The sequence below is a fragment of the Streptomyces sp. NPDC023157 genome, assembly GCF_055560575.1.
Genome location: NZ_JBVHIL010000007.1, coordinates 179,904 through 197,644, shown reverse-complemented (window position 1 = coordinate 197,644; position 17,741 = coordinate 179,904). Strand labels below are relative to the sequence as shown.

Here is a 17,741-nt window from a genome sequence, read left to right as displayed (position 1 = left end):
GGGCTCCTCTGGACTCCTCAGGACTCCCGCGCTGGTGCCTCGGGCTCCCGCGTCACGAACTCCCCGCCCAGCGCGTGCAGCCGCTCGTGCAGCGCCGCGAACACCTCCGCCGAGCGGGTACCCGGCCAGTTCTCGGGGAGCAGCTCCAGGGGGAGCACCGGGTCCGCGTACGGGAGTCTGCGCCATGAGTCGAGGGCCAGGAGGTAGGCGCGGTAGGCCTCCTCCGGCGTCCCGGGCGTCGTCGACCAGGCGCGCAGCACCGGCTCGTGCGCGTCCAGGAACTCCTCGTGCAGCTTCGCGATGGACGGCAGGTCCCACCAGCGGGCCACCGCCTCGGCGGTCGGGGCGTAGCCCAGGTGGTCGCCGCGGAACAGGTCGACGTAGTCGGAGAGGCCGAGGCGTTCCAGGGTGTGCCGGGTCTCCTCGTACAGGCGGGCGGGGGCGATCCACACGCCGGGCGCCGCCGTGCCGAAGCCGAGCCGGGCCAGCCGGGAGCGCAGCAGGTGCCGCTTGTGCCGTTCGGCCTCGGGGACGGAGAAGACGGCGAGGACCCAGCCGTCCGACAGGCGTGGCTCGGTCCGGGCGTAGATGCGGCGGTCGCCGTCGTCCAGGAGCATCCGGGCGTCGTCCGACAGGGCGTACCCGGCGGCGCCGTCCGCGGTCCGGCCCGGCAGCAGCAGGCCGCGCCGCTTCAGCCGGGACACCGAGGAGCGCACCGACGGCGCGTCCACCCCGAGCACGCCGAGGAGCCGGATCAGCTCCGCCACCGGCATCGGCGCGCCGTCCGGCGACCGGCCGTACGCGCCGTACAGGGAGACGATCAGGGAACGCGGGGTGTGCTGCTCGGCCACGTGATCACTCTAGGGGGTGTGGGCGGGTGGGGTGCCGCGGGCGTCACGCACCGGCGTCGCGGAGCCGGTAGCGCTGCAGTTTGCCCGTCGCCGTGCGGGGGAGCGCGTCCAGGAAGACGATCTCCCGTGGTGACTTGTAGGGGGCCAGCCGGGCCCGTACGAAGGTGCGCAGGGCCGCCGCGGTGCTCGCGTCGCGCGGCACGCCGTCGCGTACCACCGTGTACGCCACCACGATCTGGCCGCGCAGGGTGTCGGGGCGGCCCACCACCGCGGCCTCCAGTACGTCCGGGTGGGTGGTGAGGACCTCCTCCACCTGGGTGCCCGCGATGTTGTACCCGGCCGAGATGATCATGTCGTCGGCGCGGGCCACATAGCGGAAGTACCCGTCCGGCTCGCGGACGTATGTGTCGCCCGTGATGTTCCAGCCCTCCCGCACGTACTCCGTCTGGCGCGGGTCCGCGAGGTAGCGGCAGCCGACGGGGCCGCGCACCGCGAGCAGGCCCTCCTCGCCGTCGGGCATCTCCCGCCCGTTGTGCCCGACGATCCGGGCCTGCCAGCCCGGCACCGGGCGCCCGGTCGTGCCCGGGCGTATGTCGCCGTCGGCGGCGGCGATGAAGATGTGCAGCAGCTCCGTCGCCCCGATGCCGTTGATCAGCTTCACACCGGTCCGCTCGTGCCAGTCCCGCCAGGTCCCGGCCGGCAGGTTCTCGCCCGCGGAGACGCAGCGGCGCAGCGAGCCGAGGTCGTGGTCGCCGATCTCGTCGAGCATCACCCGGTACGCGGTGGGCGCCGTGAACAGGACCGACACCCGGTGCCGGTCGATCGCCGCGAGCAGCTGCTTGGGGCCCGCCTGTTCCAGCAGGACCGCGCACGCCCCGGCCCGCAGGGGGAAGACGACGAGCCCGCCCAGGCCGAAGGTGAAGCCGAGCGGCGGGGAGCCGGCGAAGACGTCGTCCGGCTCCGGGCGCAGGACGTGCGCGGAGAAGGTGTCGGCGACGGCGAGCACGTCGCGGTGGAAGTGCATGCACCCCTTGGGCCGTCCGGTGGTGCCGGAGGTGAAGGCGATCAGCGCCACGTCGTCCGCCGCGGTCGGCACGGCCTCGTAGCGGTCCGGTTTGCCGATGGCGAGGGTCAGCAGGTCCTCGGGGCCCTCGCCGCCGAACGGGGTGATCCGCAGCCCCGGCACCTCCGCCTTGACCAGCTCGTCCACGGCGCGCACGTCGCACAGGGCGTGGCTGCACCGGGCCATCTCGGACATCACCGCGAGCTCCCCGGCCCGCGCCTGCGCGAGGACGGTGACGGCGACGGCGCCCGCCTTCATCACCGCGAGCCAGCACGCCGCCAGCCAGGGGGTGGTGGGGCCGCGCAGCAGGACCCGGTTGCCGGGGCGTACGCCCAGGTCGTCGCTGAGGACGTGGGCGATCCGGTCGACCCGGTCGCGCAGCTGCCCGTACGTCCACAGGCCGTCCTCGGCGTCGCGGAAGACCGGACGCTCGGTGCCGAATCGTTCCACCGTGCGGTCGAGCAGTTCGGCTCCGCAGTTGAGCCGGTCGGGGTAGGCCAGCTCGGGCAGGTCGAGCAGCAGGCGCGGCCACTGCTCGCCGGGTGGCAGATGGTCGCGGGCGAAGGTGTCCTGGTGGGCCGAGGGCGTCAGCTCCATGCGTCCGTCCCCCTGTCGGGTGGGATCGTCGTGGTGGGGTCGACCGTCGCCCAACGAGCGTATCGTGATGGTGACGACAGTCAACGGTTCGCGATACGTCGGTCTGGGCGGCGCGCTCCGAGTGGCCTCCTCGACCCGGCCGGCCGGGCCCGGGAGACCACCGGACGGACCCCGTCCCGGCCCGTCCCGCCGTCGGCGCGCGAGCGCGCCAGAGAGGGCGCCCACATGCCCGCATTCTCGCTCGATCCGGAACAGACCACCTGGTGTGCGCGGCTGCGGACCCTCGCGGCCGAGCAGCTCAGGCCGCTCGCCGACAAGGGCGAGCCCGGGCACGTCAACCGGCCCCTCGTCGCCGCCCTGGGCGAGCTCGGCCTGCTCGCCCGGCTCTTCGACTCCGGCGCCCTCGACCTGTGCCTGATGCGCGAGTCCCTCGCCCAGGTCTGCACGGAGGCCGAGACCGCGCTCGCCCTCCAGGGCCTGGGCGCCCACCCCGTCGCCGCCTTCGGCACCCCCGAGCAGCGCGGGCGCTGGCTCCCCGAGGTCGTCGCGGGCCGCGCCGTCGCAGCCTTCGCCCTCTCCGAACCGGGCGCCGGCTCCGACGCCGCCGCCCTGGCCCTGCGCGCCGTCCCCGACCCCTCCACGGGCGGCTGGCGTCTGCACGGCGAGAAGCGCTGGATCTCCAACGCGCCTGAAGCGGACTTCACGGTCGTGTTCGCCCGTACGGGGGACCCCGACAGCGCAGGCGGCGCCCGGGGCGTCAGCGCCTTCCTGGTCCCCGCCGACCGGCCCGGCCTCACCGGGGAGCCGCTGGACATGCTCGCCCCGCACGCCATCGGCGGCCTCGCCTTCGACGGCGTCCCCGTCGGGCCCGAGGACCTCCTCGGGGAGCCCGGGCAGGGCTTCCGGGTCGCCATGAACACCCTCAACCTGTTCCGGCCCAGCGTCGGCGCCTTCGCCGTCGGCATGGCCCAGGCCGCCCTCGACGCGACCCTCGCCCACACCGCCGGCCGCCCCGCCTTCGGCGGTGTCCTCGCCGACCTCCAGGCCGTCTCCCACCAGGTCGCCGAGATGGCCACCCGTACCGAGGCCGCCCGGCTGCTCGTCTACGCGGCGGCCGAGGCCCACGACCGGGGCGACCCGGACGTGCCCCGCCGGGCCGCCATGGCCAAGCTGCTCGCCACGGAGACCGCCCAGTACGTGGTCGACGCCGCCGTCCAGCTGCACGGTGCCCGCGCCCTCCAGCGCGGACACCTCCTCGAACACCTGTACCGGGAGGTGCGGGCGCCCCGCATCTACGAGGGGGCCACCGAGGTACAGCGCACGATCATCGCCAAGGAGCTCTACCGGAACGCGGCCACCCGCGACGGAATGCCGCACGAACGCCACTCCGCAAGGCCGCACGCGTCGCCCGCATCGCACGAACGGCATTCCGGGGCCGAGCCGCGGGCAGAGGTGACGTCATGAGCCTGCACCGCCACAACCCGGCCGACCTCTCCCCGCCCACCGGCTTCAGCCACGCCGTCACCGCCACCGGCTCCCGCATCGTCTTCCTCGCCGGGCAGACCAGCCTCGACCGCGACGGCAAGGTGACGGGCGAGACGCTGCCCGAGCAGTTCGAGACCGCGCTCGGCAACCTGCTCACGGCCCTCCGGCACGCCGGCGGCTCGCCCGCCGACCTCGCAAGGGTCACCGTGTACGCCACCGACGTCGCCGACTACCGGCGGCACGCCGCCGAACTCGGGCACATCTGGCACCGGTTGGCGGGCCGGGACTATCCGGCGATGGCCGTGATCGGGGCCGTACGCCTCTGGGACGAGCAGGCGCTGGTGGAACTCGACGGCTTCGCCGTGCTCCGCTAGGGCCTGTCGTAGATCAACTGGTCACGTGCGGGGGGTGGGCTTAGGGTCAAAAGGTGGACTGACCGGCCCACGGCTGCCTCAGGTGAGGGCGCGATGCGCCATGAGTACACCCAAGCCGACCACCCCGCAGCAGGCCGCCGCCCCCAAGAAGGGCGGCGACGGCAAAGGCATCGCTCTCTTCGTGATCGCCTCCTGCCAGTTGATGGTCGTTCTCGACATCACCATCGTGAACATCGCGCTCCCGCACATCCAGAGCGCGCTGGGCTTCTCCACCACCAGCCTGTCGTGGGTGGTCAACGCCTACACCCTCACCTTCGGCGGCCTGCTGCTCCTCGGCGGCCGCGCGGGTGACATCCTCGGCCGCCGCCGTACCTTCATCTTCGGCGTCCTGCTCTTCGGACTCGCTTCTCTGCTCGGCGGGTTCGCCCAGGAGGAGTGGCAACTGCTCGCCGCACGCGCCCTCCAGGGCGTGGGCGGCGCCATCGCCTCGCCGACCTCCCTCTCCCTGATCACCACCACCTTCGACGAGGGCCCCGAACGCAACCGCGCCTTCGGCGTGTTCGCGGGCGTCTCGGCGGCGGGCGGCGCGATCGGACTGCTGGCCGGCGGGCTGCTCGTCGAATGGCTCAACTGGCGCTGGGTGTTCTTCGTGAACGTGCCCATCGCCCTGCTCATCGCCTTCCTCACGCCCCGGCACGTCAAGGAGTCCGAACGACACCCCGGACACTTCGACATCTCCGGCGCGCTGACCTCGACCCTGGGCATGGTGGCGCTGGTCTACGGGTTCATCCGCGCCGCGCAGGAAGGCTGGCGGGATCCGTACACGCTGGCCTCGTTCGGCACGGCGGTCATCCTGCTCGTCGCCTTCGTGTTCGTGGAGCGGCGCTCGCGGCAGCCGATCACCCCGCTGCACATGTTCGCCGACCGCAACAGGTCCGGCACCTACGGGATCATGCTCTGCCTCGCGGCGGCGATCTTCGGGATGTTCTTCTTCCTCACCCTCTTCGTGCAGAACGTCCTGGGCTTCAGCCCACTCGAAGCCGGCCTGGCCTTCCTGCCGGTCAGCGCCGTCATCGCGGTCCTCGCCGGGATCACCTCCCAACTGCTGCCCCGCTACGGTCCGAAACCCTTCATGGTCGTCGGCTCCCTGTGCCTGGCGGCCGGCCTCTCCTGGCTGACCTTCACGAACGTCGACTCCACGTACGTCGGCAGCATCCTCGGCCCGATGCTGGTGCTCAGCGCGGGCATGGGCATGATGTTCGTCTCGCTCACCCTGATGGCCCTCTCCAACGTGGCCCCCCATGAGGCGGGCGCGGCCTCCGGCCTCCTCAACGCGACGCAGCAGGTGGGCGGTTCGCTGGGCCTGTCGATCCTGGTGACGGTCTTCGGCACGGCCAGCCGCAACGAGGCCGACACCCAGGTCCCCGCCTTCCTCTCCCAGGCCGGCCCAGTGGAGAAAGCCCAGTTCGCCAAGACCGGCCAACTCCCCAAATCCTTCGCCGACCAGGTCCTGACCAGCGGCGTCACCGCCGGCTTCATCGTCGCGGCCGCCTTCGCGATCGTCTCCTTCCTGATCGCCGTCTTCGCCATCAAGGTCCGCCCCTCCGACATCGAACGCCTCAAGGGCGGCGGAATGATGCCGGGCGCGGGCTGACGTCACGTGTGCTGCCTCGGGGCTCAGGCCCCGAGGCAGCACACGTCCGGATCCGGGAACGGTCACATGAGGGCTAGCGCATGTCCCACAGGTCGTCCCTCAGCGCGTCCGGGTCCGGGTCCGCGTCCGGATCCAAGGAGTACAGCGGCCGCTGCTCGATGCCGAGCGTACGCATCAACGCCGCGGTCGGCACCCGGAACTTGCCGCCCAGACGAATGACCGGGCAAGGGAACTCGCCCCTGCGGTTCAGTCGGTAGGCGGTCGCCGTGCAGATGTCGAACACCCTGGCCGCCATGCGCAGGTCGATCGCGACCGGAAGGTCGAACAGCTCGGTGAAGCCGACCGGACCGTCGGCCCGGCCGTTCACGCCCGCCTCGCGGTGGGGCGGATCGGCAGGGTGCCGACACGCCGCCGGGAGCGGCGGCTCCGGTGGCAGCGGTCCGGTTCGCCGGCCCCCGCGCCCTGTGCGGGCCTGGCGAGAACGGCGTCCCGCAGGTGCTCCGGGCGCACCCGAAAGCGCAGCGAGGCGCGCAGGCCGTCCGGTCCGTCCGGGCGGTCCACCCGTACGTCCAGCCCCTGCCGGGTCGTGGGCGCGTCCGCCATCCGCTCCGGCGCGGTGACCGAGCGGTCCTGCGTGATCCGCTCCACCTGGGTGGACGGGATCTCGCGCAGGCCCGCGCGGGCGAAGTCCCAGGCCCGGTTGCGGGCCGCCTTCAGCAGTGCCGCGACGGCGAGAGGGTCCGTGCTGTCCAGCGTCCGCAGCTGCTCGATCAGGGCCAGAACCATCTCGGCCTCGACGTCGACCCGGTCCGCCCGCAGCCGCTTGCAGACCCGCGTGGCGGTCCCGGTGAGCCGTGGCAGGGCCAGCCAGATCGCCAGGAGCGTCCCGTCGCCGTGTGGCGTGCGGTCGGCCTGCGCGGTGGTGAGCACCGCTTCCCAGACCGCGGCGCCGAGCTGCGGGTCCGCCTCGGGGCCGTAGAGCGCCTGGTGCGCCTCGACGGCGGTCAGCCTCGACGGCGTCACCGCGTCAGGAGCGGTGGCGATCGTGATCAGGGCTTCCTCCCTGAATCGCGGAGTGTCGAACAGCAGCCTCACCGAGGCGAACACGCTCGTGGAAGGGTAATGAGTCATGAAATATCCTCTCTTTGCGCCGATGGATATCGGCAGAAGGTGAAGAGCGACGTGCTGGGGAGTGGGGCGAGGCCGCCGTGTGGCGGACCGGCTGGGTGGTCCGGGGCAGCACACCTTTGTACGCGTGTGGACAGCCCCGAACGCGTTGGTCGAGAGACTGCGCGGCGGACCTAGAGGCCGTTACAGGCTCGTGAGGGGAGCGGGAGGACGCCCGCCCAGGACGGGCGCCCCGCTGTCGACGCCCCTCAGGCGCTGTCGGTGGACGAGGCGTCCGGGGTCTCGGCGCGCGGCGTTGCCGGAGTCGTCCCCTCGATCGGGTCGGGCGTCTGGCGGCGCCGGGTGGGAGGGAACCCGGGCGACAGCCTGAGCCGGCTCAGTCGACGGGTCCTGGGGCGGTTGGCCATGGGGTGGTGGTCCTTCCTGAGGGCGAATCGTGCCGTTCTCTCACCCTTTGGCGAGCGGCTGAATCCATCGTGCCCTGGAGGTCCGGAGCCCCGCTGACGTGAAACTGAGCGATAACTGAGCGTCGGGGGGGGCGTGAAGGAGCGTCCGTGTGTGAAGTGGCCGCCCGTTGCGCACAGTTCAGAGACGTCGAACGGGCCGCTTGAGTCGGCCCGCCAGGAGTGGTGCGCGGAGGAACGTTGATGGAAGTGCGTGTGCTGGGCCCGATCACCGTGGAAGTGGCGGGCAGGAAACACGTGTTGGGCAGAAGGAAAGTGGCTGCACTGTTGGCCCTCCTGGTCACCTCCGAGGGGTTCCGGTGCAGCCGGCTGGAAGTTGCCGACGCCCTCTGGCCGGGCGTGGAGAAGGCCGTCGGTCGAGTGGACTGGGTCGTCAAGGAGCTCAGAAAGCTGTTAGGCGAGGCATGCGTACCGCATGCCGGCAAGTCGGGGTTCTGCACCCTGAGGCTGCCGCCCGGCAGCGTGGACTACCTGAGGTTCCTGGAGGGGTGGAGGCGGACCCGTGACATCAAGTCGGCGCCCGAGCGATTCAGGCTGCTCGGCGCGGCCGAGGACGAATGGTGGGACGACGAGCCGCTTCGCGGACTCACCGAGAGCTGCTTCCATGCGCCTAGGGAGCGGTTGCGTGGTGAGCGCGTGGCCGCCGCGTGCGACCTGATGCGGGCGGCGGAGGAGGCCCGGGAGGAGAAGTTCCTTCGTGAAGCGTCGCTGGGGTGGTACGCCCGCTCGCCCGAGGTGCCCGAGATCCGCCGCTTCTACCTGACCGCGCACGGCCGGGGCATGACCCAAAGGGAGCGCGACAGGGTCATCGCCCAGTGGCAACGGGACTACGAGAAGCCGGACGAAGAACTCAAGATCGTCATCGACTGGCTCCGTGAATCACCCGCGAAGGGAGGGCCGTCGCTACGCCCAGTCCCGAACGAGCTGCCGCGTGAGGACCGGCCCCCTATCGGGCGGGAGAGCCTGATCGGCGAGCTAGCCGAGATCATCCGCGCGGCGCAGGAGCAGGGCACGACGGCGGTGATCGTCCTCAGAGGTATGGCGGGCGTGGGCAAGAGCGCTCTGGCCCTTCGGCTCGCGCACCGGCTCAGGGAGCGATTTCCGGACGGAGCTCTCTACGCCGAATTGAACGGGTTCACTGAAGGTACGTCGCCCACGGACCCGGAACATGTTCTGGACCAGCTCCTGGCCGCCCTGCCGCCGTATGCCACCGTGACAGGGCTGGACGGCAAGGCTAAGGCGCTGCGTACCGCCCTGGCACACCGTTCGGCTCTCCTCTTCTTCGACAATGCGTTCAACGCCAAGCAGGTCCTGCCTCTGCTGCCGGGTGTCGGCACCTGCGCCGTGATCATCACCAGCCGGGACGCGCTCGATGGCGTGACCGGCCCCGGCGTGTACCTGCGCACGGTGGAGCCGCTGTCGGACGAGAACGCCCTGAAGGTGCTTCAGGAGAAGGTGTCCGAGAAGGATCGGGCCGTACACGAGGTCCCCTTCCGGGATCTGATCGAGCTCTGCGAAAACCTGCCCCTGGCGCTCACCATCGTGGAGCGGCGCCTGGCCGATCGTCCGCTGAACGCCATCGTGAACCTGGTGAGGGAACTGCAAGAGGAGCGAAAGAGACTGGACGGACTGGACTATCCCCAGGACGAGCTGTCGGTCCGGGCGGCCTTGCACTGTTCCGTACGTGTGCTCAGTGAGGAAGCGAGGGTGCTGCTCTGGCAGCTCGGCGTGCATCCGGGGCCCAGCGTGTCGTGGCAGGCCGTGATGGACATGGGCGCGGTGGTCCAGGGAATGCGCACGGAGCGGGCGTTGCGGGAGCTGGTGGCGGCCAACCTGGTGGTGGCGCAGTCCAAGCGGTACCGCTTGCACGACCTGGTGCGCCTGTTCGCCCGCCACGACCTGCACCCGCTGCCCTCGGAGGAGGCAACGGCCCTCGAACGGGCCACCGTGCAACAGATCATGGAGCACCAGCTGCACAACATCCGGGCCTGCGACCAGGTCCTGGACACTCAGCGCGAACTGCCCCTCGGTGATCCCGACGGCGTGACAGTAGCCGATGTCAGTTCCCCGGAGGATGCCATGGCCTGGCTGGACGTGGAGAGCGAAACCATCAAGAACTGTCGGGCTCTGGCGGCCACGCAAGGTATGGATCGTTACGTCTGGCTGCTACCGATGGTCATGGTCACCTACCAGTGGAATCGCCGCTACCTGGACGACACGGTCCGCGATCTTCGTGAGGCCGGCGAGGCCGCACGCAGGTTGGCGACCCCGGTCGACGAAGCGATGGTGCGCCGCATGCTGGCGGGGACGTTGTGGCGCCAGGGTCTGTTCGAGATGGCCGCCCCCAATCTGGCACGGGCGATCCTCCTGAGTCGGCAGGACGCCAGCGAGACCGGCCGCCTCAGCCTCGCCCGGTCGCTGTACGCGATGGCGCTCAACCTCCGCAAGCAGGACGAGACACAGCAGGCGGAGGACCATTTCCGTCAAGCCCTGCATCTGTACCGGGAGTTGGCGCAGCCGGTGGGGGAGGCGCAGGCGCTGAACGGGATCGGTGCGGTCCATGCCGACCGGGGCGAGTGCGATGAGGCGCTGCGGTGGTGCGCGGACGCTCTCCGTGTGGTCGAGCGCACGGAGGAGCGCCGAGGCAGGGCCGACATCCTGTTCACCCTGGCGAAGGTGCATCTCGCGCGCGACGAGCGGGAGGAGGCCCTCTCCCTCTACCGGCTGGCGTGCGACATCTACCAGGAGCAGGAGCAGTGGACCGACGAGGACAAGACGCGCGTGCTCTTCGCGGAGGTCCTGGTGACGGCGGGGCGGGCCTCTGAGGCGATCACGGAGCTGGAGCGGGTCCAGGTGCTGCGTGAGGGGATGGACGGCGCGGACGTGCAGGAGATCCGTGAGCGCCTGGAGCAGCTGAGGTGATGCCGCCCGGTGGGCGACGAGGTCTCACAGTCCGGGCGGGAAGGTGCGGTAGTACTCCGTGGGGTCCGGGTCCAGCATCCCGGGTGGCCGCCCGTCCCCGAGCGAGGGCAGGAAGCGACGGATCCGGTCCATCACCTCGCGCACGTCCCGCGGGCGGTCCTCGGGGTCCCACTGCACCATGTGCAGGGCGAGGTCCCGAAACTCCGGAGGGATCGCGGCGAGCCGGTCGGGCGGCAGCACGGGATATCCGCGCTCGACTCGCTTCTCCGCCCCGCCGTAGGGCAGCCGCATGACCGCCATCTCCAGCAGGATGCAGCCCAGAGAGAAGATGTCTGACTGGCCGGTCAGGCCCTTCGCGCAAGGCTCGAGTTGCTCGTCCGAGGCGTATCCCGTAGTGCCGTGCGGTTCCTGCGTCGGCTGGCCGATTCTGGCGGCTAGCCCCAGGTCGATCAGACGCAGCCGTCCGTCGGGCTCCACCATGATGTTCTCGGGCTTCAGGTCGCCGTGCGCGAAGTCCTCTCCATGGATCGGCCACAGGATTTCGCAGAGTTGTCCGATGACCGAGGCGACGATTCCGAGGTGCTTGACCGGCCGTTTGCCCGCCAGGACGTCGCGCAGTGGCTGCCCTTCGATGAATTCCATGACCAGGCAGACGTCGTCCCTGTACGTTCCGGTCGCGAGAAGGCGGGGGATTCCCCGGTGTCCGCTGAGCCTTCGCATGGCCTCGCCTTCTTCGATCAGCTTCCTTCCCTCGCTCGCGTGATCCTCACGCTCCCAAACCCTCCAGGCTTTCTGCACCTTGACGACCACCTTGGTGCCGTCCTTCGGATCGTGACCGATGAAGACGTCTCCGGACCCTCCTTCACCAAGGAATTCGTGCACCTGGTAACGCTTCTCGACATTCCTGATCTCTTCGATCGCGTCCATGGAACCTCACTTTCGGCCGGCCTCGGAAGAGCCGGTTCATCACACCCGGTGAAAGGAGAACAAATGTCACAGCCCTGGCTTCCCCCGGAAGGGGTGCGCCGAACCTCCCAAGTCATCACGGTATCCGTCGGGATGTTCAAGAGAGGGGAATTCCGCTGTCCGGCCGCTGACGCTCTCAAAGCCCGCGGATACCTTCCGCTGGTGCCGGTTCCGCGTCGCCGCGAGCGACTGGAGCACTTCACGCTCGGTCCCTTCATGGACGCCTGCGACGCCCGTGGCCGCTCCACGTCCGCGCGCCCGGGCGGGTCGCGCACCACGCCGCTGCACGACGGTCTCCGGGCCTGGACGGAACACGGGCTCTCCATGTACGACCAGGCCTTCCCCACCGACGCCGGACACCCGTTGGACGAGGTGGCCGAACGATGGGCCTACCGCTACCGGCCGGCGACCGCCGAGGCGCGGAGTGTGGAGGAGTACAGATTCACGGTGTGGGGCCGGTGCCTGGCCTCTCCGGACGGGGCGCTGCGCGAACTCCGGCTCCCGGTCCACAGGCTCGGCGCCGCCCTTCCATCCGAGGAGTTCATCGCGGCTGCGGCCCTCGTCCTCGCCGAGGGCAATCCCGGCCCCAGGCCGGAGCGCGTGAGGATCGTGGAGTTCGCCCTCCTCGACGGCCGTACGCGTGAGCTCTTCTCCGGGAGCCACGCGCAGGCGGTCGCCCGCTATCGTCAGCACGGCCCGGGCGCGCTGACCGAGCTCCTGAACGGACGGGAGTTCCGGCCCGGCGGCTCGTGCGCCGACTGTCCGTTCATGGGTGTCTGTCCGGCACTTCGAACCGCGCCCGGAATTCTGGGAGTCGAGGCGAGCGGTCGGCCGAGGCGGACGTGGTCGGTGACCAACGGGCGCAATTACACGGCCTGTCCCGCACGCGACCACATGCGTCGCCTGCATCTGCCCACCGTCGACGCGGTCGAACGGGAGGCGACGGCGGAGCGGGGCCGAGCGCTGCACGCCTATCTCGCGGATCGGCACACTTCCACCCGGCCGTGCACCGCCGACGTCCCCGAGCAGTGGGTGCCAGAAGGGTTCGACCTCCCCGACCCTGAACGGGCCCTGGGCGCATCACTCTTGCGCCGGCACGCCGCGGTATGCCCGATGCGATGCGTGAAGGACGGGACGGACATCCGTACCGAACCCCGTGTGGTCCGGTACGACCCGGCCGCGGACGTCGTGGTGATGGCGGCACCCGACCTGCTCTACCGCGACGCGGGCTCGTGGGTGTGGCGTGAGACCAAGTCCACCGTCGCCGAGCGGCGCTCGAAGCAGCCACTGCTGGAGCGGTATCCCCAACTCGCCCTCGCGGTGCTGCTCGTGGCGCGCGGGGATCTCGGGGGCGGCCAGGAGCGCGCCCGTGTCGAGCTGGAGGTCCTGCGCCCCGGTGGCGCCGACCTGGAGGTCATCGACCCCTTCGCCGCGGCCAATCGCACGATGGCGGAACAGGTCCTGCGGACGATGGTGGCCGACTGGCACCAGGACGACTCCTACCCGGCCGTCCCCGGCCGCGCCTGCACGCGGTGCGAAGCGGCTCGCTGGTGTTCGGAGTCCGTCACGACCGAGGCCGCCGCGTGAGGGCGGGGACACCTGGCCACTCCGGTGGCACCGTACACGCGGACGGCTCGCGGGGCACCGGACTCCTCCGTGACCTCGCCCGCATGGTGGTGGTCCTCTCGGAAGCGGAGGACCTCCGATCGTTCACCCTGCCCTACCCGGGCATGGCCCAGCGCGCGCTGGACCGTACGGTGGCGCACTGCCTCGACATCGGGGAGACCCCGCCGACCAGCCTCCCCGAGCTGTGGGAGTGGTGCCGGCACAGGACGGCGGACGACCGGCTCTTCGATGGCCCCGCCTCCCTCGTCGCTCCGGGCGCCACCCTGGTGGACGCCCACGGCCGGATGCCCACCCGCACCTGCCTCGAACTGGCGGCACACGGGCCCGACGGGGTGGCGACGGAGGCCCGCGTGCTGCTGCGCGACCTGGCGGCGCGCAGCGGGACGGCCGCACGGTTCCAGCGCTGCCGCCTGTTCCTGGCACGCAACCCTGTGGTCCGCCAGGACGACCGCCATCGGCGCTCGTCCGGCTGGGACAGGGTCGTGTGGAGCCTGGTGAAGGAGCTCTATCAGCCCGTGCCGGAGTTCCTGAGGGTCCAGGGGGTGTTCCCGTGTTGCCGCTCCTGCCGCTTGCCGGCGCTGCCCGGGGACCGGAGGGCACCGCTCGCGGGGCCGGGGGCATCCCGCGTCGACGTCTGGTGCGAGGGCGAGGACTGCCCACGAGACACGGAGCTTGAGGCCGTCCGGAAACCCCAGCTCAGCCTGGTGCTCCGACGATCCCTGCGGGTCTTCCTCGTCCTCCCGCATCGCACGGAGGAAGACGTCCTGAGCCGACTCGACGCCGCAGGCATCGCCCACCAGAGCGTACCGGACCATCTGAACGCCTTCCACGTCCGGGGCGCCGTACTCAAGAACACCGGCGTACGGGTCTACGACCGCCTTCAACCCGGTCTCCTCGCCGCCCGTCTCGCGGACAGCCCGCCGATCGCCGACCGCACCCTCGTCGCGGTGCCCCCACGGCTCGCCGAGCGCCCCGGATACCGGGCCGCCTTCACCGCGGCGCTGCCCGAAACGGCCAGGGAACGGTTGGTGCTGACCACCCCTGACGAACTCGTGCACCATCTAGGAGAAGGGGCCGCCAGTGCGTAGCCTCACACCGCCCTTGAACGACGTACTCCGCGCACTGCAGGGATTCTTGGGGTCGTCCGTCCGGAGGCCCGCCCTGGAAGCTCTCTGCCAGGTCGAACTGGGCCTGCACCTCCAGCAGCGCATGCTGCCGGGCATCCCCGCGGGCAGCGCCTGGGTGCTCTTCAGCGGATACGCGTTCGCGGAGGCGTACGGTGCCCCACTGCCCGCGGACGCGGAGGAGACGCTGCGGGCCGCCCGGTACTCGCTGTGGACGCTGCGCAGGGGCCGGGCCTGGCGCGAGGCCCTGGACCGGTACCAGCAGTCGGATGCGCGGGTGCGCGCCTTCGACGTGCCGGACACCGAGGCACCGGCGGTCCGCCAGGAGATCTCCGTCGCCGGGGACCGGTTCGACGTCTACGACCGGCTGCTGAGGGTCGCCCCGCCGCTGGCGGGTCAACGGCTGCCGGTCGCGGGTCCGGGGCGGCACGCGTTCGCCGTGAGCCGGTCCCTGGCGGTGGTCGATCTGCCGGACGTTCCCCCGACCCCGCTCGTCGCCCACGACCTGGACCGCGTTCCGGCCGGTGAGGGCGCGCCCATGGTCTTCACCAGGAAGGATCTTGAGCGCACCGCCGCGGACATGGACGCCCTGCACACGTCCTCCGGGCGGGGAGGTGGGCCGAGGTGGGTGGAGCGGCTCGGGGCCTTCGAGCTGTCGGTCAACGAGGACGGGGTCTTCCGGAAGGCCCGCGACTTCGAGTTCACGATCGACGGGATCCAGCATCTGCTGGGCATCGTCGGCGCGGGCAAGAGCACGCTGCGGGACATCATCGCCGTCCACCTGGCGAGGCTGGGCCTGAGCACCACCATCGTCGTCACCGACGTCGCGGAAGTGCTCAAGCTGGTCGAGATGTACAACCGGTACACCGACGGCGCGGCGGCTCCCGTGCTCGGATACTCGGGCCGGGAACGGCACGCCCAGCGGCTGCACCGCAGACTCGCCGGACGCGACGAGCAGCGATTACTCGCCCACGACGATCCGGCCTTCGCCTACCTCGGAACGTCCTGTGTCCTGAACACCCGGCGTGAAGGCGTCTCCCCGTCCGCGGAACCGCTGGCCTTCGGCGAGGCGCCCTGTGTCCGGCTCAGGCCGCCGACTAAGCCGGGCCGCGGTGTCACTGGAGCGGCGAAGTCCCCGTGGCAGAAGGGGCTGAACAGCTGTCCGTACTGGTCCCTCTGCCCCCGGCACCACAGTTCCCGCGCTCTGGTCGGCGCGCGCATCTGGGTCACGACACCGGGCGGCCTGATCGACGCCTCACCACCGCGCCCGCAGAACGGCGAGCGTATCCGCTACCTCGAACTGGCCTGCCGCCGCAGCGACCTCGTGATCATCGACGAGGCCGACCGGGTGCAGATGCAGCTGGACCAGATCTTCGCGCCGGCCACGGTCCTCGTCGGCGACGAGGACAAGGGCCTCATCGACGGGCTCGCCCGTCACAAGATCCGTGAACTCGCCGCCAGTGGCCGTACCCAACTCTCCGAGCGAGACGTCGAGACGTTCACGGCCGCCCTCAACACCGCCACCTCGGCGACGGACCGGCTCTACGCGATGCTTGTGTCCGACTACGACTTGCGCTGCTGGGTCCGCACGGGCTACTTCAGCTCCTGGACCCTTCAGATCGGCCTGCTCGACCAGCGATACCCGCTTCCCGAGGGTAGCGGTCCCGAACACGAGAACCATGCGCCGAGGGAGCAGCTCGGCCGACTCTTCGACGCGTTCCGCGACAACCCCTTCGGCGACCGGGCCCGCCGCACGGACGAGGACTTCGGCCTGCTCACCGGACTGCTCAACGAACTGCTCCACACGGGCAACCCGGAGAACACCCGACGCCGGCTGGGCCAGGTCATGGACGACGTCCTCCGGTTGGACGGCACGTACATGGCGGCCCGGCAGGAGACGTACGAGAAGGAGCTCGCCGAGTGGCAGCGCGATCAGGACGAGTCGCGGAAGAGGAAGTCCGGGGCCGATGGGCGGAGAAGGTGCGGGAAGAAGCCCCCGAAGGCCCCCGAGGAGTGGCGGAAGGAACTCGCCCGACAGTTCGAGTTCACCCTGCTCGTGAGCGCCCTCGAACCGCGGCTCGCCATGATCAACGCCATGTGGCCCCGGGTCGAGTCCGCGCTCAACCTGCGCTTCAACGAGATGTACCGCCGTCCCGACGACTACGGCCCCATGGTTCCCGAGGCACCCATGGGCAACGTCCTGGGATTCCAGTTCCAGGTCGCCGGCGAGGACGAGGGGGGTGTCCGCAGCGGCGAACTCAGTTTCTTCCGTTGTAGCGGCGTCGGCCGTGAACTGCTCCGTGCCATCCCGCACCTCGCCTCCGTGGACGGCCGGCCCGGGGCCCATCTGCTCCTCATGTCCGGTAGCAGCTGGGCCGGTGCGTCCAGCCGTTACCACGTCCGCGTGCCGGTCGGCGTGCTCATCGAGCCGCCGCGCGAGGTGACCGAGCGCATCGCGTCCGAGAGCACGATGCGCTTCGAGTTCATCGAGGACGGCGACGAGAAGCTGCGCCTGTCCGGGACGGACGCCGACGAACGGCCGGAGAAGCTGCGCCGCATCGCACGGTACCTCGGGCAAGGAGAGGAAGACGCCCCCAGCGGTGGGCCACTGGAGGTTGAGCTGCTCGGCTTGCCGGCCGAGCGGAACCGGATCCTCCTGTTGGTCGGCAGTTACGTCGAGGCGCGCGTCGTCGCCGATACCCTGCACAACCTCAACCCGCGTTGGCAGAACAGCGTGCTCTGCCTCGTCTCGGACGACGAGGACATCGCCCCCGAGGACGAGGAGCCGTCCGCGCACCGTGCCCGTTCGCTCCGTCGAGGGGACGTCGAAAGCCTGAAGGACCTCGGCGCGGAGATTCTCGTCGCGCCCCTGCTCTCCGTGGAGCGGGGCCACAACATCCTCAACGAGGAGGACGAGGCCGCCATCGGGACGGTCTACTTCCTGGCCCGCCCCAATCCGCACCCAGACGACCTGCACCAGGCCGTCTACGCGGTGAACGACTGGATCGTGCGTGCCACCACCAGTGACACGTTCGCCTCGTGGGTGCGGACGGGACGCACCGTCGAGGACGGGGCCGACGAGGTCCGCCGGCTGGCCCGGTCCCGCTGGTACCAGGTGCTGGAGCACTCGATGGCGTGGAGCCGCCTCGGGGACGAACGGGAACGCGTCACTTGGGACTTGCTGGTCCTGATGTGGCAGGTGATCGGACGGCTGGTGCGTGGTGGTGTGCCCGCCAAGGTCGTCTTCGTCGACGTGGCCTTCGCTCCGCACCGAGGCGGGCCGTCCGACCGTCCCGACACCCCGGAGTCGAGCCTGCTGCACAGCATGCTCGCCGTACTGGATCCCTACTTCGAAAGCGACACGAAGACCGCCGAGGAGCAGTTCATCGCCGGCGCCCTGTACGGGCCGCTCCGGCAGATGCTCACCCGGCTGCTCACCGATCCGGACCCCCGCACCCCCGCCGAGGAACCGCACAGCACCCGCTAG

Annotated in this window: 12 protein-coding genes; 7 read left to right on the top strand and 5 right to left on the bottom strand. The window is 70.7% G+C overall.

What is annotated here, in order from left to right; all coding sequences use genetic code 11:
• Positions 1–17: 17 nt before the first annotated feature.
• Positions 18–851, bottom strand: coding sequence for a PaaX family transcriptional regulator (locus ACZ3ZE_RS25585; protein WP_467260823.1), 834 nt, complete (start codon positions 849–851; stop codon positions 18–20).
• Positions 852–894: 43 nt separating this feature from the next.
• Complete coding sequence (locus ACZ3ZE_RS25580; RefSeq protein ID WP_361178808.1) at positions 895–2,511, bottom strand: AMP-binding protein; 1,617 nt, start codon at positions 2,509–2,511, stop codon at positions 895–897.
• Between the two features lie 225 nt (positions 2,512–2,736).
• Here ACZ3ZE_RS25580 and ACZ3ZE_RS25575 point away from each other — a divergent pair, with 225 nt between their 5' ends.
• The 3 genes from ACZ3ZE_RS25575 (at position 2,737) to ACZ3ZE_RS25565 (ending at position 6,024) form a co-directional block, all read left to right on the top strand.
• Positions 2,737–3,975: an acyl-CoA dehydrogenase family protein gene (locus tag ACZ3ZE_RS25575; protein ID WP_467260821.1), complete on the top strand. Its 1,239-nt coding sequence runs from the start codon at positions 2,737–2,739 to the stop codon at positions 3,973–3,975.
• Positions 3,972–4,370, top strand: a complete 399-nt coding sequence (locus ACZ3ZE_RS25570) for a RidA family protein (RefSeq protein WP_361176871.1) — start codon at positions 3,972–3,974, stop codon at positions 4,368–4,370. The genes ACZ3ZE_RS25575 and ACZ3ZE_RS25570 overlap by 4 nt, the downstream gene beginning before the upstream one ends.
• A 100-nt stretch (positions 4,371–4,470) precedes the next feature.
• Positions 4,471–6,024, top strand: coding sequence for an MFS transporter (locus ACZ3ZE_RS25565; protein WP_361176873.1), 1,554 nt, complete (start codon positions 4,471–4,473; stop codon positions 6,022–6,024).
• A 73-nt stretch (positions 6,025–6,097) separates the two neighbouring features.
• Here ACZ3ZE_RS25565 and ACZ3ZE_RS25560 read toward each other — a convergent pair whose 3' ends face one another.
• On the bottom strand, positions 6,098–6,391 hold the full coding sequence (locus ACZ3ZE_RS25560) for a DNA-binding protein (protein ID WP_361624659.1): 294 nt from the start codon (positions 6,389–6,391) through the stop codon (positions 6,098–6,100).
• Positions 6,388–7,155, bottom strand: coding sequence for a hypothetical protein (locus ACZ3ZE_RS25555; RefSeq protein WP_361624656.1), 768 nt, complete (start codon positions 7,153–7,155; stop codon positions 6,388–6,390). The genes ACZ3ZE_RS25560 and ACZ3ZE_RS25555 overlap by 4 nt, the downstream gene beginning before the upstream one ends.
• Positions 7,156–7,799: 644 nt before the next feature.
• On the opposite strand from ACZ3ZE_RS25555, the gene ACZ3ZE_RS25550 reads away from it, so the two are divergent.
• On the top strand, positions 7,800–10,538 hold the full coding sequence (locus ACZ3ZE_RS25550; protein WP_467260819.1) for an AfsR/SARP family transcriptional regulator: 2,739 nt from the start codon (positions 7,800–7,802) through the stop codon (positions 10,536–10,538).
• Between the two features lie 24 nt (positions 10,539–10,562).
• On the opposite strand, the gene ACZ3ZE_RS25545 is transcribed toward ACZ3ZE_RS25550, so the two are convergent.
• Positions 10,563–11,465 (bottom strand): serine/threonine protein kinase, encoded by a 903-nt coding sequence (locus tag ACZ3ZE_RS25545; protein ID WP_361624647.1) that lies wholly within the window; start codon positions 11,463–11,465, stop codon positions 10,563–10,565.
• 201 nt (positions 11,466–11,666) lie between these two features.
• Here ACZ3ZE_RS25545 and ACZ3ZE_RS25540 point away from each other — a divergent pair, with 201 nt between their 5' ends.
• Genes ACZ3ZE_RS25540 through ACZ3ZE_RS25530 form a run of 3 tightly spaced genes read left to right on the top strand, consistent with a single transcriptional unit; the run spans position 11,667 to position 17,741 of the window.
• Positions 11,667–13,091 (top strand): PD-(D/E)XK nuclease family protein, encoded by a 1,425-nt coding sequence (locus ACZ3ZE_RS25540; protein ID WP_361624644.1) that lies wholly within the window; start codon positions 11,667–11,669, stop codon positions 13,089–13,091.
• Entirely contained in the window at positions 13,037–14,218 is a 1,182-nt protein-coding gene (locus tag ACZ3ZE_RS25535) for a pPIWI_RE_Y domain-containing protein (RefSeq protein ID WP_361624641.1), read from the top strand. Before ACZ3ZE_RS25540 ends, ACZ3ZE_RS25535 begins: the two co-directional genes overlap by 55 nt.
• Before the next feature lie 46 nt (positions 14,219–14,264).
• Positions 14,265–17,741, top strand: a complete 3,477-nt coding sequence (locus ACZ3ZE_RS25530) for a pPIWI_RE_Z domain-containing protein (protein WP_467260817.1) — start codon at positions 14,265–14,267, stop codon at positions 17,739–17,741.

What these genes read in the sequence shown, in the direction of transcription:
- ACZ3ZE_RS25580 (WP_361178808.1), bottom strand. Translation starts at nt 2,511, where the DNA reads ATGGAGCTGACGCCCTCGGCCCACCAGGACACCTTCGCCCGCGACCAT.
- ACZ3ZE_RS25575 (WP_467260821.1), top strand. Translation starts at nt 2,737, where the DNA reads ATGCCCGCATTCTCGCTCGATCCGGAACAGACCACCTGGTGTGCGCGG.
- ACZ3ZE_RS25570 (WP_361176871.1), top strand. Translation starts at nt 3,972, where the DNA reads ATGAGCCTGCACCGCCACAACCCGGCCGACCTCTCCCCGCCCACCGGC.
- ACZ3ZE_RS25565 (WP_361176873.1), top strand. Translation starts at nt 4,471, where the DNA reads ATGAGTACACCCAAGCCGACCACCCCGCAGCAGGCCGCCGCCCCCAAG.
- ACZ3ZE_RS25555 (WP_361624656.1), bottom strand. Translation starts at nt 7,155, where the DNA reads ATGACTCATTACCCTTCCACGAGCGTGTTCGCCTCGGTGAGGCTGCTG.
- ACZ3ZE_RS25550 (WP_467260819.1), top strand. Translation starts at nt 7,800, where the DNA reads ATGGAAGTGCGTGTGCTGGGCCCGATCACCGTGGAAGTGGCGGGCAGG.
- ACZ3ZE_RS25545 (WP_361624647.1), bottom strand. Translation starts at nt 11,465, where the DNA reads ATGGACGCGATCGAAGAGATCAGGAATGTCGAGAAGCGTTACCAGGTG.